This is a genomic window from Desulfovibrio piger (assembly GCF_951793255.1).
Lineage (GTDB): Bacteria > Desulfobacterota > Desulfovibrionia > Desulfovibrionales > Desulfovibrionaceae > Desulfovibrio.
Window position 1 is genome coordinate 1,853,695 of sequence record NZ_OX636706.1, and the last position, 16,948, is coordinate 1,870,642.

Here is a 16,948-nt window from a genome sequence, read left to right on the forward strand (position 1 = left end):
GGGAAGGGCCGTGGAGGCCCCTCCCGGAAGGACGGAGCTAGCGCTGCAGGGCGCTGTGCTCGAAATAGGCGTCGCTCAGGCCGACGTCATAGCGCAGGTTGGACCAGTCGATGACGGTGAAGGAGCCTTCCCTGGGGCGTTCGACGCGCATCTGCGTCACGGTCCAGATCCCGTCTATCTTTTCCTGGCGGGAGAAGAAGAGTTTTTTCACCAGACGGTCTTTCTTGTCATAGTAGTCCGCCCGCAAACGCAGCAGGGTATCCTTGCGCACCCACTGCACCTGGCGGGAATACTGGGTCTCTTTCCCCTTTTTGGGGGTGCGTTCCAGGACATAGCAGTCGATGCCGTCCACGTTCTCCTCGCCTTGCAGCAGGTAGTCGTACTCGTCCACGTCATCGAGGTTCTGGATGTCTTCATTGGAGAGGTCACTGCGCATGAATGAGGCGAACTTGCTGGAACCGCTGATGCGGCGGACAAGGCTCTCGGCCGGCAGGTAGACCCACATGTCGTCATCCTGCTCCAGGCCGCGGTAACTCCAGACGAGATATTTGGTGCCGTTGACGTCGGCGGGCCTGTCGAACACGATCAGGCTGTATTCGTCTTTGCCGTCCTTGCCGAAATGCTTGGAATAGGTCTTGAAGGAGCGCGTCAGCACCTTGCCGCCGCGGTTGATGCTCATGACGGCTTCGCTGTAGGAGTCCTGGCTCGTGTCGACCTGGTCCATCCGGACGGCCAGATCGTAGCCCGCCTTGACGGGGTCTGTGATCGCGGGAGCGGCCTGGGCGCTGCCGGCAAGGAGCAGCGTGCAGAAGAAAAGGGCAAAGAGTCTGTGCGATGCGATGGTCATGGAGTTCTCCTTTCGGGATGATGGTGATGCTCAGGCACGGACCTGCGGCTCGTGTTCCTTGCCCAGGGGCTTGAGGAAGGAGAGCAGGGCCGGGGAAAGGGTGAGGTCGGCGAGGCAGCCCCAGAAAAAGGCCGCTGCCCCAAGGATGCCGAATTGCCCCGTGGTCCTGACGGCAGAAAGCGTGAAGACCAGGAATCCCAGCATGAGGGATATGGTCGTGAAGGTGACGGGCTGTCCTACCGTGCGCACGGTCGCCAGCAGGCTTTCACGATAGCTCCCCTTGCGGGCGAACATGCGCTGGAAGGTGACGTAGAAGTGGGTGGTGTCGTCCACGCATACGCCGATGATGACCGAGGAGAAGATCATCAGGACAAGGCTCAGGTCGATACCGGCAAGCCCCATGAGGCCCATGGGCATGAGGATGGGCACGATGTTGGGCAGCATGCTGATGCAGCCCAGCACCACGGAGCGCAGGCACAGGATCATCATGAGGCCGATGGTGATGACGGCGCTGGCAAGGCTGGCGGCCTGGCCGGAACCCACATAATCGGCCACGGCGGTCAGCCAGGCCATCTGGCCCGTGTATTCCACGCGCAGCCGTCCGCCTAGCCGGTCGCGGACGAAGGCATCCATCTCCTGCATGAAGGCCCGTACTTCCTGGGTGCCCATATTCCGTGTCTGGATATGGATGCGCGCCACATCGCTGAGCAGGCTCAGCTCCCTGTCCAGGTTCTTCCCGCCCGACGTTTCGTAGAAGAACAGGTACTGGCCGGCCAGCTCCTGGGAATCCGGCAGGCGGTGGAAGGCCCCGTCATCCCCGTGCAGGACTTCATTGATGCGTTTGATGATGTCCACGATGCTGTGGGTCTTGACGGTGCCGGGCAGGCTTTCGGCGTGGCGCTGCAGGCGCTCCATGTCCTGCAGGAAACGGAGCTCGCGGGCGCCGTTGGCCTTGCCGCTGTCCACCATGATCTCCAGGGACATGGAGCCGCCCATGAAGGTATCGAAAAAGTCGGAGTCCCGGCGCAGTTTTTCCGAGGTGCTGATGTCCTTGACCGTGTTCGTTTCCACCACGACCCGCTGGTACAGGCAGGCACCGGCCAGGGACGTCACGAGGAAAAAGACGATCACGAGACGCGCATGATCGATGGACCAGCGGGCCAGTCCTTGCAGGGCCGCATCGAGGCGGCAGAGCAGACGGTCATGGACGCCCCGCCGGATGGTCGCCTCCTGTTCCGGGCGGATCATGTAGGCGATGGGCGTCAGCGTGATGGCCAGGACGAAGGCGATGGCCACGCCGATGGCGGAGTAGATGCCGGCCATGCGTATGGGGATGATGTCCGTGGTGAGGAAGGAGAGGAAGCCCATCATGGTCGTCAGCGACGTGAACAGGCAGGGGATGAAGACCTCCCGCATGGTCTCGACCATGGCTTCATGATGGACGGTCCCCCGACTGCGGTGCAGGTGGTACCCGGCGATGATGTGCACCGTGTCCCCGATGCAGACGGAAAAGAGCATGGTGGGCAGCATGATGTCCATCATGGAAACGGTCCAGCCCGCCAGGCTGATGATGCCCATGGTCAGGATGATGCTGATGCAGATCACGGCCACGGGAGCGATGACGGCCCGGATGCCGTTGCCCATGCGGAACAGCAGCAGGGCCTGGAGCATCAGGCAGACCAGGGTCAGCTTGACGGTCTCCTTGCGGGTGATCTTGTCGCTTTCGTAGTCCTGGACGGGCGGCCCGGCCAGATGGGTTTCCAGAGAGGCGAATTCCGGCCGTTGCAGGACGCGGTACACTGCCGGGGCGATGTCTTTGCGCGGGTCGTCGGCCCCGTCGGGATAGCGTTCGCATTCGAGCACTATGGTGGCGATGGTGGCGTCGGGCGAGATCAGGACGTTCACGAAGTCGTCCAGGGCCAGAGCTTCTTTTTTGAATGCCCTGATGGCCTCGGGATCATCAGGGATCTCTTCGAGGCCGGGACCCACCATGACCTCGTCCCCGTGAGCGCGGATGTATTCCGCCGACCCCAGCCACTTGACCTCCCTGATGTGGGGCACGTCCTTTTCCAGGGCCAGCGCCAGGGAATCCAGGAGTCGCAGCGTGTCACGGTCGAAGATGTCCCCGCCGTTCCTGACGGCCACATAGACGAAGTCTTCATTGCCGAAGAGCTCCCGGAAGCGTTCGATGGCCACGACGGCGGGATCGTCGTCCGTGAAGAAGGATTCATCGGAGTTGTCGAAGCGGAGGTCACGCATCAGGAAAAGGGACCCGAACGTGAGCACGGCCACCAGCAGAAGGACGCCGTAGCGCCAGGTCTCCAGAAAGCCGACGAACGTGCGGGCGCGGGTCAGGGCGCGGGACTCCTTCATCGGGTCTGCTCCAGCATGCGGCCGAGTTCCTCACGCAGGAGCATCAGGAAGGTGTCCTCGTCCTTTTTGAGGAAAAAGTGGTCGCCCGGCAGGATGTGCGCGGCGAACGCCCCGCGGGTCTGTTCCCGCCAGGCTTCGAGGTCCTGCCGGCAGACTTCGTCATCGGCATCCCCGGAAAAGACGCACAGGGGCACATCCAGGCAGGCATCGCAGACATAGCTTTCGTCCATGGCGAAATCCGCCCGCAGCAGCGGCCGGAACATGCGCATGAGATCCGGCTCGCGCAGGATCTCTTCCGGGGTCCCTGCCAGCTGCCGCAATTCCGCGTCGAAAGCCTCGTCGGGAAGGTCGCTGAGCAGTTTGCGGGGCGGCATGTGGACGGGGCGGCTCCCCGAGACCAGCAGCAGAGCGGGCGGACGGCCCTGGAGGACAAGGCGGCGCGCCACCTCGAAGGCGATCTTGGCCCCCATGCTGTGGCCGAAAAGGATGCAGGCGCCGTCGAACCAGCCGCGGCCTTCCTCGGCTTCGAACAACGCATCGGCCAGACGGTGGATGCTGTAATAGCGCGGTTCGCGGAAGCGTTCCTCGCGACCGGGCAGCTGCACGGCCCGGACATCGGCCAGGCCCCGGAGGTTCCTTTCCCAGTTGCGGTAAAAAGAAGCGCCGCCTCCCGCATGGGGAAAACAGAACATCTTCGGCCGGGCGGGGGAGGCGCCGGCGTTCCCGGAAATCTCCTGCGGCCCCGCGAGCCATTTGCCAGTATCCATGGTTCCTCCTTGTCGTCATGCTGCCCGTGCCGGGTCGTCCCCGGCACGGGCAGACCGGTTAGGCGTGTTTTTTCAGTAGACGGGCCAGTCTGGCGGCGATGGCATCCACGCTGCCGGGATCATGGAGCAGGTTCCAGTGGTCGGCATCCACGGCCAGCTCCTCGAAGCCCGATCCCGCCAGTCCGCGCCAGTAGGCCGTGCGGGCGTCGTCCTCTTCCATGCTGTTGCTGCGGACGTAGAGCACGGGCAGGCCTTCCAGGGGCTGCGGCGCATAGGAGCGCAGGGCCCTGAGGTTGGCGTCGATGATCTCCATGACCCGTCCGGCCATTTCCAGGTCGTCCTTTTCCACGGCAAGCTGTCCGCTGCTGCGCAGGGCCTCGGCCAGGACGCGGGCCCGTGCGGGGGCGTCCAGTGCGGCCAGGTCCCCTTCGCTCATGCCCAGGGCCGCAAGGGCCTTTTGGGGCGCGGGGGCCACCAGCCCGAGCAGGGCGGCAGGATCATGGGCGCGGCTGTCATAGAGGTTGTCCCAGGCGGGCTTTGAAGGCGGATCGAGCAGGACCAGCGGCAGCAGGTGTTCCCCCTGGCCGCCGGCCAGCAGACGGCGGGCCGTTTCCCAGGCCAGGAAGGCCCCCATGGACCATCCGCCCAGCAGCAGGGGCCGCGGGAGCCCCTCCACGGCCTCCAGGGCCGCGGTGACCATGTCCGGGAAGGCGGTACGCAGGGGACCACCATCAAGACCGGCGCTCTGGAGGGCATGGAAGGAGACCTCTCCGAGCTTGGCGGCCAGCGGGGCATAGGCGTTCACGAGGCCTTCCACGGGATGCATCATGCACACGGTCGCGGGGCCGTCAGCGTCATGCAGGCAGACCAGTTCGCCGGCAGAGGCACCCGGCTTGTGGTCCACGAGGGCGGCCTGTGCGGCCACGGTGGGGGCCTGCAGCAGGTCACGCAGGGTCAGACGGCAACCGAACTCCCGCTCCAGCTGCCGGAGCAGCTGGAAAGCGGAGAGGGAGTCCCCACCGCTCAGGAAGAAGCTGTCCGTCACGCCCACGTCGTCCACCCTGAGGACGTTTTTCCAGATGGCGGCCACGGCCTGTTCCGTCCTGGTCCGGGCGGTGACGCCCGTACGGGGGCGCTGCCGTACGGCACCGCCTGACAGGCGTTTCCTGTCCACCTTGCCGTTGCGGGTCAGGGGCATCCTGTCCAGCAGCGTCCACGAGACGGGGATCATCCAGGCAGGCAGGTGCCCGCGCAGATGGTCTTCCAGAGGACGGGGCGTGAAGCGTGCCACGGACGACGGGCCTTCGCTGAGGATGACCTCCAGCCCCAGACGGCTTTCCAGGGAAGCGGGGGGCATCAGGAAGGACGGCCGGGAAAGGCCCGCCTCCGTCAGCGCCTTCGTCCACAGTTCACGGGTCAGCAGCGGCTGCTCGGGACGGAATTCCTCGTCCCGGGCGCTGTCGAAGCCCTGCTGGAGCCCCATGCTCAGGTCGAAGGGCAGCTGGAAGACGGTCTCCTCCTGCATGAGCAGGACCCCGGACGGCTTGAGCAGGCCCGCCAGGTACTTCAGGCTCCGCCTGATGTCTGCCGCGTCATGCAGGACATTGCCCGCAAGGATGAGGTCATAGCCATGCGGCTCGAAGCCCATGAGGCGGGGATCCTCATCAAGGTCCAGCAGACGGTAGTTGACGAAGGGATAACCGGCGAACTCCTCGCGGGCCCTGTTCAGGAAGAAGGGGGAGATATCCGTGAAGTCATAGGTCACGCCGTCGTCCGGCAGGCCGGGCAGGACGAAGCGCGTCACGGTGCCGTAGCCGCCGCCGACTTCGAGGATGCGGAAACCGTTCCCGGAAGCCGCCGCCAGCCCGGTCACCAGATCCGCCGTCAGCCGGTTGCTGGCGCCGAAGATCTTCTGATAGAAGCCGGGCACTTCCGCGGACGTGTAGAATTCCGCCGAGTGCACGTCTTCCCTGAGGATGGCGGGGAGCTCGCGCACGGTGCGGGCCAGCAGGGCCATCTCCTGCGGGCTGTAGCCCAGTTCTCCGGCCCTGTCGGCGCAGAAGGCCAGGCAGGCTTCCCTGTCGGGAGCCGTGCCGCGACGCTGCCATACGCCGTCCCCGTCCCTGTCCGCGAGGCCCAGATCGTGCAGGGCCTTCACGGCCCGCGCCAGCCAGCGCCCGTAGCGGGGACTGATGCCGCTGTCGTGCAGGAAGGTCTCCGTGTCACGGTAGCCGTGCCCGAAAAAGCCGAGCTCTTCCAGGGCCGCGGTGACGGCAGCCGCATAGAGTTCCTTCATCTTGTCCCAGACAGGCAGGAAGCGTTCCTCGTCAAGGCCTTCCCGGCCGTCCGTCCGGAGCGGGAGCCCGTCCTCCAGACGGCTTGCGGCGCGTTCTTCCCGCACGATCTCGCCCCGGTGTCCGGGATCGGCTTCCACATAGGCTGCCAGCGACAGCTCGCCTTCCGCGCCCTTGTGGAGCAGGACGGCCGCATTGTTCACCGCAGGATGGGCCTTGAGCACGGATTCGATCTCGCCCGGTTCCACGCGGTAGCCGTGGATCTTCACCTGCTCGTCCTTGCGGCCGAGGAATTCGAGGGTGCCGTCGTCGTGGTAGCGTGCCGTGTCTCCCGTGCGGTAGAGACGGGGATGCCCGTCCCCGGCCGGCAGGAAGGCTCCGGCCGTCTTTTCGGGATCGTTCCAGTAACCGAGGGCCAGGCCGTCTCCGCTGATGTAAAGGTCTCCGGCGACCCAGTCGGGACGCGGCTGGAGGCGGTCATCAAGGACGGCGAAGGCCTGGTTGGCCAGCGGTCTTCCGTAAGGCACGGATGCCCAGCGGGCATCGTCCGGGCCCGTCTCGTGGAAGTTGGACCAGATGGAGGCCTCGGTGGCGCCGCCCATGGCCATGACCCGGATGCCCGGGACGAGCTGCTTCAGGCGCGGCGGCAGGGATTGCGGGATCCAGTCGCCGCTGAAGATGGCCAGGCGGAGGGGCAGGGGCTGTCCTTCCCCTTCGGCCGCGGCATCCGCCAGCAGCTGGCCGAGGGCCGGGACGGAGTTCCACAGGCTGACCCGGTGCTCATGCAGCAGGCGGACCCAGGCCTGGGGCTGCAGGCTCTCTTCCTCGTCCGGGATGACGACGGCGCCGCCGGCTGCCAGCAGGCCGAAGATGTCGTACACGGAAAGGTCGAACGACAGACGGGCGAGGGCGAGGATGCGGTCCCCGGCATCCACGCCGTACCGCCGGTTGACGTCAAGGATGGTGTTCATGGCCGCCCTGTGGGAGATCATGACCCCCTTGGGCGTCCCCGTGGAGCCCGAGGTATAGATGATGTAGGCAAGATCGTCGGGGGCGATATCCACCTGCGGCGGGAGCTCGTCCTCGCCCGCTTCGGCCAGCAGGTCTGCCGCCACGAGGCGGATGCCTTCAGGCAGGGGCGCGGCGTCCGAACGGCCCACGATGACACGCACGCCGGCATCGGCCAGGATGGTGGCGATACGGGCATCGGGCTGGCCGGTGTCCAGCGGCAGATAGGCGGCCCCGGCGCGCTGGATGCCCAGGACGGCCACGACCTGTTCCCAGCCTCTGGGCAGAAGGACGGCGACCCGGTCGCCATGCCGTACCCCGGCCGCGTCCAGTTCCCGGGCCAGGGAGCGGCTCAGGCGTTCGGTCTCGCCGTAGGAGAGGGTCCTGTCCGCACTGATGACGGCGGTGGCATCAGGCCGGGACCCCGCCATGCGCAGGAAGGGGGCGAACATGGGCTCGCCGGGCATGTCCAGGGCCGTGTCGTTGACCGCCGCGCGTACGGCAAGCTGCGATGCCGGGAGGCGTACCGGCACGGCATCGCCCCAGGCCGCATCGTCACGGGAGAGGCGGCGCAGGGCCTCGGCGTAGGCTTCGAACATGGCATCGATCATCCCGTCAGGGAAGAGATCGCGTACATAGTCGAAGACGATGCGCAGCTCGCCGTCCACTTCGAACAGCTGATGGTCGAGCCAGACCTGCGGGGTCTGGGAGATGCTGTAGACCTCGTGCCCCATCTGCCCGAGGGCAAAGGTGCCGGAAGAGGATTCCATGGACAGGGCGCTGGTGAAGATCACGGGCATGATGCCCGCCGCCGTGCCGCGTCTGCGGCCCAGTTCGCGCAGGACGCGGATGCCGCTGAAGGAACGGTGTTCCATGTCGTCCCACAGGCGGCTCCACAGCCGTCCAGCCCGGGTCTCGAAGCTCCCGCCCTGCGTCAGGTCCACCGCCAGGAGGCTGTTGGAGGTGAATTCGCCGACCAGGGCATTGACCTGACGATGCAGGGGCAGGCGGTTGAACAGGGTCAGATTGATGCAGAAGCGCTTTTCTTCGCTCCAGCACCCCAGGACTTCGGCGAAGGTCGCCAGGGCCACGGCCGTGGGGGCCAGGCCGCGGGCGTCGCCGCGCTGTTTGATGCGCTGCCATGTCTCCTTGTCGAGGGTCGTCATCCTGCGGCTGAAGACGGGGCGGTCGATGGCGGCAGGGCTGGTGGCCAGCGGCAGCCGCGGCGCGGCGGGCAGGTCATCCAGACGGGCGAGCCAGTAGTCGCGGTCCCTGGCATAGATCCCGGTGGCCCGGTAGCGTTCCTCGGCCAGACGGTAGTCCCGGAAGGTGATGTCCAGCACAGGGAGCTTGTCCTCCTGGCCATTGTAGATGAGCGAGAGCTCGGCGAGCATCTGGCTGATGCCGTGGAAATCGCTCAGGATAAGGTCGAAGCTGAGGTGGATGCGCAAGGCATCATCGGGCAGCAGGGAAACCTCCACCCGGAAGTTGGGCCAGCGGCCCACGTCCAGGACTTCGTGGGACATCTCCATGCGGATGCGCTCGAAGTGGGCCGCGGCTTCCTCCGGAGAGCTCTGGCGCAGGTCATGCCGCCGGATGGTGTAATGCGGGACTTTCTCCAGCACCTGCTGGCGTTCGCCGTCGAGGATGATCGTACGCAGCATGGGCTGGCGGAGGATGAGACGGTTCCAGGCCTCTTCATAGCGGTCGGCGTCCAGGCCTTGGGCCTGGGCTTCGAAGTAGAAGTGGCAGCTGACGCCGCCGAGGGCCAGGCCGGACTGGTCGCGGCCTATCCAGTAGGCCTGCTGCATGTCCGAGAGAGGGAAGGGCTCGAAAGCCTCTTCCGGCGCGGGGACGAGCAGGGCCGAAAGGCCGGCGCCTTCCTCCTTCGTGGCGGGGGTGCCGGACTGCACGGCCGGTGCCGTTTCCTCTTCGCCGGAGGCCGGGCCGAGGTCACGGGCGAACCTGGCCGCCATGGCCTGCACCGTGGGCGTGGCGGAGACTTCGTGCGGCGCGATGCGGATCTTCAGATCCCGGCTGATACGCTGGAACAGGTCGAGGCTGATGAGCGAATCCATGCCCAGGCTGGTCAGGTTGACATCCTCGGGGATGGCATCCTCTTCGAGGCGCAGGAAACCGGCGATCTCTTTCTTGAGATAGGCGCGCAACCGTTCTTCCCTTCCGCTCATGGGAAGGGCGCGCAGTTCCGCGGCAAGCCTGCTGTTGCCCGCGGTCTCGGCCGGGCGGGCGGCAGCGGCGGCGGGGCTGTGCCGGAGCTCTTCGTACATGGCGGCGCCGGCAGTGGCCTGCAGGATGGGCAGCATCCGGTTCCAGTCCATGCGGGTGACGACCTTGCTCCCCTCGCCGGACGCCATGAGCCTGTCGAGGACGGCAAGTCCTGTGGCCGTATCGAAGCCCTCTACGCCCTGCTGGCGGATGCGGTCGAGGATGCCCAGGCGCACCACGGTCCCCAGCTCGCCCCAGGCTCCCCAGTTGATGCTGAGGCCGGGGAGGAAGTCAGCGCGGCGGGCAGCCACAAGGGCGTCCATGAACGTGTTGGCGGCCACGTGGTTGGCCTGGCCGTGCGTACCGAAGACCGAGGCGATGGAGGAGAAGACCACGAAGTGGTCGAGCGCCAGATCGCGTGTCAGTTCATGCAGGAACCAGCTGCCGTCCACCTTGGGGGAGAGGACGGTATTGAAGCGGGCCCAGTCGAGACGGGACAGGGGCGCGTCGTCCAGCAGGCCGGCCAGATGGAAGACGCCCGCCAGCGGCATGGGAGAGGGCAGCAGATGCGTGCCGAACGCCTCGGCCAGGGCGGCCCTGTCCGTCACGTCCACTTGCAGGAGGCGGACATCGCATCCTGTGGCGGCGATCTTTTCCACCGCGGCCGCGCCGGCGGAACCGGCCTCAGGCAGGCGGCGTCCCAGCAGCCATACCTGTCCGGCACCGCGGGCAGCCAGGTGGGCGGCCAGCGCCAGGCCCAGGTCGCTCAGGCCACCAGTGACGAGATAGGCCGCCTCCCGGCGGATGCCTTCGTGCCTGGGGGCAAAGTCGTTGCGTACGACGACCTTGCCGATATGGCGTCCTTCGAGCATGTAGCGGAAGGCGTCCCTGGCGGCATCCATGGTGAAGACGCGCCGGGCTATGGGGGTGTAGTGCCCGGCGGCAAAACCTTCCATGACGGCGGCGAAGATGCCGCGCATCTGCGCCTCGTCCTCCTTGCCCAGTTTTTCAAGGTCGACGATGTGGTATTCGATATCGTCACGGATGGCCGCCACCTGTGCGGGCGTGCGCAGATCGGTCTTGCCGATCTCGATGAAACGGCCGCCTTCCGTCAGGCAGCGCATGCTGCTGTCGGCCAGCTCGCCGGTAAGGAAGTTGAGAACCACGTGCACGCCCTGTCCGCCCGTGGCCTTGAGGATCCGGGATTCGAAGGCCGTGGAGCGCGAGGAGAAGACGTGCTCTATACCCATGGAGCGCAGCAGGGCGCGTTTGCGCTCCGTGCCCGCCGTGGCAAGGATGATCGCGCCGCGTGCCCTGGCGATCTGGATGGCGGCAAGGCCCACGCCCCCTGTGGCCGAGTGCAGCAACACCCGTTCGCCGGGCTGGAGGCGTGCCGCATGGACGAGCGCCTGCCAGGCGGTCATGAAGACGGTGGGGATCACCGCAGCGTCGGTGAACGGCATGCCTTCCGGTATGGAGGCCGCAAAGGCTTCCCGGGCATAGACGTGGGAAGCGAAGGGGCCGTACACGGTGGTGAAGACCCGGTCGCCGGGGCTGAAGCGGGTCACGCCTTCACCAACGGCGGAGACCGTGCCCGCGCAGTCGAACACCAGGGTCCTGATCTTGTCGGCCACGCCCATGGCTACCATGACGTTCTGGAAGTTCATGCCGTAGGCTTCGGCCGCGATCTCGATCTCGCCGGGCCCGGGAAGGCGCCGCTGCAGCGGGGCGACCCGGATGTTCTCGATGCCCGCGCCGCCGAGATCCAGATGGTAGGCCTGCGTTTCGGGACGGGCCAGCGGGGCGTTGCGCACCTGGCGGGCGGCAGGCAGGCCGCGTACCAGACGGGGGGCCAGCAGGCTGCCGCCGCGCAGGGCCAGCTTGTCTTCCTTGTATCCGCGGGCGGTCAGCAGGCCGCACAGGGTGGAAAGCTGGGCCTCGGGAGCGGCCACGGGGTCCATGTCGATGATGACCGGCGCGATGTTGCCCAGTTCGTTGGCCACGGATTTTTCCAGGCCCCAGAGCAGGCTTTGCGCGGGGACGGGCTGATCCGAAGCGCGGGCGGCCTGTGCCTGGCAGGTCAGCACGGCCAGGCGCACGGACGGGCCGTCCTCCTGTGCCGCCAGAGCCTGGGCCAGATGCAGGAAGGCCTGGGCCGTATGGTTCTTGAAGGGAGCTTCGCCGCCGCTGCCCAGGAAGTCGGTCTCGTAGCAGTCCAGGCCCCAGAGGAACACGACGCCCCGGGGCGTGCCGCCCTGCCGCCAGTCGCGGATCAGGCGGGCGAAGGCGTCGGCATCGCCGGGATCGACGGCAGCCATGCCGTCAGGATGTCCCGTACCGGCGCAGGCCGCGAGCATGGCCGTAGCGCCCTGCTGTTCCAGCGAACGGGCGAGGGCACGGGCAAAATCCGTATCGCGACCGGCCAGGATGAGCCAGTGCCCGGCAGCGTCCCCGGCTTCCGGCATCAGGGCCTGGCGCCAGACCACGTCATAGCACAGGTCGGTATGCTGCCGCTGCCCGGCCTTGAGCAGTTCCAGCGTCTCCTTGTTGGTACGGCGCATGGTAAGGTTGACGATCTCGCAAACGGGCTCGCCTTCGGGGGTGAAGATGGTGAAACTGGCAGAGAACATCTCCTGCCGGAAGCTGTCGCCTTCCTTCATGACGGCCCGGCACCAGACCGTTTCGGGCGCACGCCCGTGGAAGATGACTTTTTCCACGCTGAACGGCATGAAACCGTCGCCCGTGAGGTCATCCTCGGTGGCGGCAAGAGCGGCGACCATGCTTTGCAGGCAACTGTCGAGCAGGGCCGGGTGGATGATGAAACCGCCTTTTTTGCCGCGTTCGGCGCTGTCCAGGGCCACTTCGGCCACAGCTCCGCCCCGGGTGCGCCACAGGCGCCGCAGGCTGCGGAAGGCCGGACCGTACTGCACGGCCCCGTAGGCATCGAATTTTTCGTAAAAGGCCTGTACGTCCACCTCGTCGCAACCTTCACGCAGGCGGTCCAGGTCGACGTTTTCGGCAGAGCGCTCGTGGGCGGGGGCGAGCTGGCCGGAGACATGCTGGTGCCATTCCCCCTGTCCTTGCCCGGCGCCCCGGCTGAAGATCTCGAAATCGGCCCCGTTTTCCGTGGGAGAGACAAGGACCTGTACGGTGCGTTCGCCTTCGTCGAGCATGAGGGCCTCGCGCAGCACCACATTCTCGAGCCGGATACGGTCCGTACCGAAATGATCCATGCCCGCGGCGGCGGCCAGGTCGAAATGCGCCGTGCCCGGAACGACCACGATGTCGAAAACGCGGTGCTGGGCCAGGAAGGGTTGCAGGGTACCGCTCACCGCCGCCGTATACTGGCTCACGGCCAGGGGGGAGGAGAGGCGCCGTCCCAGCAGGATATGGCCCGTGTCGTCTCCGTCCGGTGCGTCCGTCCGGGCGGGCGCGATCCCGGTACTGAAGGCCTGGCGGCTGCCGTTGCCGTTGCGGGCGATGATGACATGTTCGTCAAGGTCGCCGTCGGCGGGGGCAGGGTAGCAGGCCGTCCTGTCGAATCCTTCCGTGTCCAGCAGGCGGGTCCAGCCCTCGGCGGTCAGGAAGGGATTGTCGCCGCGCAGTTCCCCGTCACGCAATTTGTCGAGCAGGCAGCCGAAGGATATCTCGAAGCCCATGGCCGGCCGGGGCAGGGTGATCTCCCGCAGGAGGAGCAGGCCGTCCGCGGCCAGCACGGCGCTGATGTGGCGCAGGGCGGCGGTCAGGTCGGCAGTGGCGTGCAGGACATTGGCGCAGACGACGATATCGAACTCGTCGGCATGGAAGCCCTGAAGGAACGGGTCGCGGCTGATGTCCAGCGTGGCATATTCCACGAAGGGGAAGGCGGCGAAGCGGTCCCGGGCCCGGGCCGTGAACAGGGGGGAGACGTCCGTATAGACATAACGGGTGCGTCCTGCGGGCAGGACGGGCAGCAGGGCCGAGGTCGTCCCGCCCGTGCCGGCGCCGATCTCCAGGATGGAGAGGGCGCGGTCCATGGGCAGGGCATCGGCAAGGGCCTTCAGGCTCCTGGCCATGATCCCGTTATAATAACGGCTTTGCGGGGTATCCTGGTAGATGCTCTCCACGGCGTCAGGATTGCCGCCGGGGAACATGACCTGTCTGGGATCCTTGCGGCCTCCCAGTATCTCGCGGAAATTCTCGCCGCAGCGTTTCATGAACGAGAGCAGCGGGATGTTGTCCAGGACAAGGTCCTGACGTTTTTCATGGCATCCTTGTGGCATGGTCATTTCTCCATGTTTCCTATGATTGACGGTCAGAGAGGCCGGAGGCCTCCTGCCGGTCGAGCAGGCTGGTCACACGATCCCTGAGATCCCTGTCCGGAGCGGCCGGGCGGCCGTAAGAGCCGGCGGCGTCACGGGCCAGGAGGCCTTGTTCGGCCAGGTTCTCCAGCAGGCGCGGAAGAAGCTGGTCGAACCGTTCCGGCAGGCCTATGCGTGCGGCGATGTCCCGGGCGGTATGGAAGCCCTCATCCGGGAAGGCCCCCAGATCCGTCAGGGCCTCGAGGGCATAGCCGGAGCAGAAGGTCTCGATCATCCGGGCATGCTCCCGGTATTCGGTGCCGTCGGGGCGGTCGTCTTCAGCGCCGGAGGCGGATTCGGCAGCCCGGGTCAGGCGCTGCCAGATGTCGTCCTGCGAGGCGGCCGGGGCGGCGGTGCTTCCGCTGGCTATGCCGCGGAACGAGTCGTCCACCCAGTGGCGTTCCCCCTGGAAGGGGTAGAGGGGCAGGTGGAGGCGGCCCCAGTGCTGGTCCTGGGCAAATGCTGCCCAGTCGACATCCGCTCCACTGCGGTAGAGGGCGGCCAGGGCCTCGCCTGTCTGGCGCCATTCCGGGGTCCCGGCATGCATGGCGGCGACCCAGACGCCGTCTTCCCCGCTGTTCTCCAGGGCCTGTTCACGGCGGCAGAGGGCCGTCAGCACGCCGGACGGGCCCAGCTCCAGCCAGGACGCTGGAGCCATGTCCCGCAGCGTGCGGAAGCCGTCGAAAAAGCGCACGGTGGAGCGGATATGCCGCACCCAGTAGTCGGCCCCGGAGATCTCGGCAGGCCCGACCAGCCGGCCGGTGACATTGCTGACCACGGGCAGGCCGGGGGCGTCATAGGCGATGCTTTCGGCCACACGGGCGAAGTCGTCGAGGATGGGATCCATCAGGGAAGAATGGAAGGCATGGGAGACCGGCAGGTGACGGATGCTGATGCCCAGGCTCCCGGCCTTGTCGGCGATGCGGGCAAGGTCTTCCAGCGGGCCCGACAGGACGGTCTGCGTGGAGCCGTTGACGGCGGCGATGCCTGTCCGTTCCGGCGTGCCGCAGGCGGCGAGCAGGGCGAGGATGTCCTTTTCGGAGGCCAGCACGGCGCTCATGCCGCCCCCGGCGGGCAGGGAGGCGATGAGGCGCCCCCGTGCGGCCACAAGACGTGCGGCATCCTCCAGACTGAACACGCCTGCCAGGGTCGCGGCCACATATTCGCCGATGCTGTGCCCGGCAGCGGCCAGAGGCTGGATACCGAAGGACTGCCACATCCGGGCAAGGGCATATTCCAGACTGAACAGGGCCGGCTGGGTGAAGGCGGTGTTGTCGAGCAGCGCGGCCTTGTCGGCGTCCCACATGACGCGCAGCAGGGGCTCGGGCAGCAGAGGGTCGAAAAGGCGGGCGCAGCGGTCGAGCTCCGCGCGGAAGCACGGCTGCGCCTGGTAGAGTTCCTTCCCCATGCCCGAACGTTGCGCCCCCTGACCGGTGAAGAGGAAAACGGGCCTGTGTTCGTCGCCCGTGTTCGTGGTGGTCCACTCCTCGTGCGTCATCGCCGCGTCAAGGCCGGAGCGCAGTTCTTCCAGGCTCTCGCCTACCACGGCGAGACGGACGGCGTGATGTTCCCGGCCTTCCTGTGTGGTATGGCAGAAGTCGGCCAGATCGAGACCGTCGGCATCCTGCCCGGCCAGGAATTCCCCATAGCGTCCTGCCAGTTCCTTCAGGGCCTTTTCGCTCCTGGCGGAGACCACCATCAGAGGGTTGGCGACAGCCCCCGCACTGCGGGAGCTTTCCCGCTGCGGCGCTTCCTCGAGGATCAGGTGGGCATTGGTCCCGCCCACACCGAAAGAGCTGACGGCGGCGCGCCGGGGGGAGAAGCCCTGCGGCCAGTCGATGGCCGTCTTGTTGACGAAGAAGGGGGTGGACGCGAAATCGATACGGGGGTTGGGGCTGTTGAAATGGCAGGTAGGGGCAATCCGGGCGTGTTTGATGGAAAGGATGGCCTTGATGAGGCTGGCCACCCCCGCCGCCACTTCCAGATGGCCGACGTTGCTCTTGACCGATCCCAGAGCGCAATAACCGCGTGCGGGGTTGTTGCGGGAGTAGATGCGGTTCAGGGCCTCGACCTCCAGCGGGTCACCGAGATAGGTGCCGGTACCGTGCCCTTCCACATAGGCGATGGTGGCGGGATCGACGCCGCTGACGCCCAGGGCCTCGGCGATGACTTCGCTCTGGCCTTCGAGGCTGGGCGCGGAATAGGCGACCTTGGAATTGCCGTCGTTGTTGATGGCCGTCCCCAGGATGACCGCGTGGATGTCGTCGCGGTCGCGCAGGGCGTCTTCCAGGCGTTTGAGCAGCACGACGCCCACGCCGTTGCCCGAGACGATGCCTTCCGCCTGGGCGTCATAGGGGCGGCAATGCCCGTCAGGCGAAAAGATCATGCCTTCCTGGTAAAAATGGCCGTGCTCCTGCGGGATGTCGATGCCGCTGGCGCCGGCAAGGGCCATGTCGCACTCGCCGTTGAGCAGGCTCTGGCAGGCCAGATGCACGCTGACGAGGGAAGTGGAGCAGGCGCATTGCAGGTTGAAGGCCGGGCCCCGCAGGTTGAGCTTGTAGGAGACGCGGGTGCACAGATGGTCGCGGTCCGTACCGATATGGCCCTGCATGAAGCGCGCCGTGCCGTAGTCCGCCAGGTCGGCGCACATATAGTTGACGTAGTAGGTGCTCAGGCGCGTGCCGCCGAAGACGGCGACGGCGCCGGGATAGGTATAGGGATTGTAACCGGCATCCTCCAGGGCGTGCCAGCAGGTCTGCAGGAACTGGCATTGCTGGGGGTCGATGCAGATGGCTTCTGTCGGGGTGTAGCCGAAGAAAGCGGCATCGAACAGTTCCGCATCTTCCATGATGCCCGCGGCCCTGACATAGGTGGGGTCGGCTATGGTCTCCGGATGGATGCCTGCCCCGCGCAATTCGTCGTCCGTGAAAAAGGTGATGGACTCGGTCCCGCTGACGAGGTTTTTCCAGAATTGCCGGGTATCATTGGCACCGGGGAACCGGCAGTCCATGCCGATGACGGCGATGGCGTTCTCCGGGACCTTGTTCGTTTGTGGATGCATGGCATGCCTCGTGCGCATGGCGCTTTTGAAGG

Annotated in this window: 5 protein-coding genes; all 5 read right to left on the bottom strand. The window is 66.4% G+C overall.

The window, feature by feature from the left end; all coding sequences use genetic code 11:
• Positions 1-37: 37 nt before the first annotated feature.
• From Q4I12_RS08390 to Q4I12_RS08410, 5 genes are read right to left on the bottom strand one after another with little or no spacing between them, the layout of a single operon-like run.
• Positions 38-847 (bottom strand): outer membrane lipoprotein-sorting protein, encoded by an 810-nt coding sequence (locus Q4I12_RS08390; RefSeq protein ID WP_204625581.1) that lies wholly within the window; start codon positions 845-847, stop codon positions 38-40.
• A 30-nt stretch (positions 848-877) separates the two neighbouring features.
• Positions 878-3,220: an efflux RND transporter permease subunit gene (locus tag Q4I12_RS08395; protein ID WP_302261309.1), complete on the bottom strand. Its 2,343-nt coding sequence runs from the start codon at positions 3,218-3,220 to the stop codon at positions 878-880.
• A complete protein-coding gene (locus Q4I12_RS08400) occupies positions 3,217-3,987 on the bottom strand; it encodes a thioesterase II family protein (RefSeq protein ID WP_006003916.1) in 771 nt (256 codons plus the stop codon). The genes Q4I12_RS08395 and Q4I12_RS08400 overlap by 4 nt, the downstream gene beginning before the upstream one ends.
• A gap of 58 nt (positions 3,988-4,045) precedes the next feature.
• Positions 4,046-13,777 (bottom strand): non-ribosomal peptide synthetase, encoded by a 9,732-nt coding sequence (locus Q4I12_RS08405; protein ID WP_302261310.1) that lies wholly within the window; start codon positions 13,775-13,777, stop codon positions 4,046-4,048.
• Positions 13,778-13,796: 19 nt separating this feature from the next.
• Positions 13,797-16,916, bottom strand: a complete 3,120-nt coding sequence (locus Q4I12_RS08410) for a type I polyketide synthase (RefSeq protein ID WP_302261311.1) — start codon at positions 16,914-16,916, stop codon at positions 13,797-13,799.
• Positions 16,917-16,948: the final 32 nt, after the last annotated feature.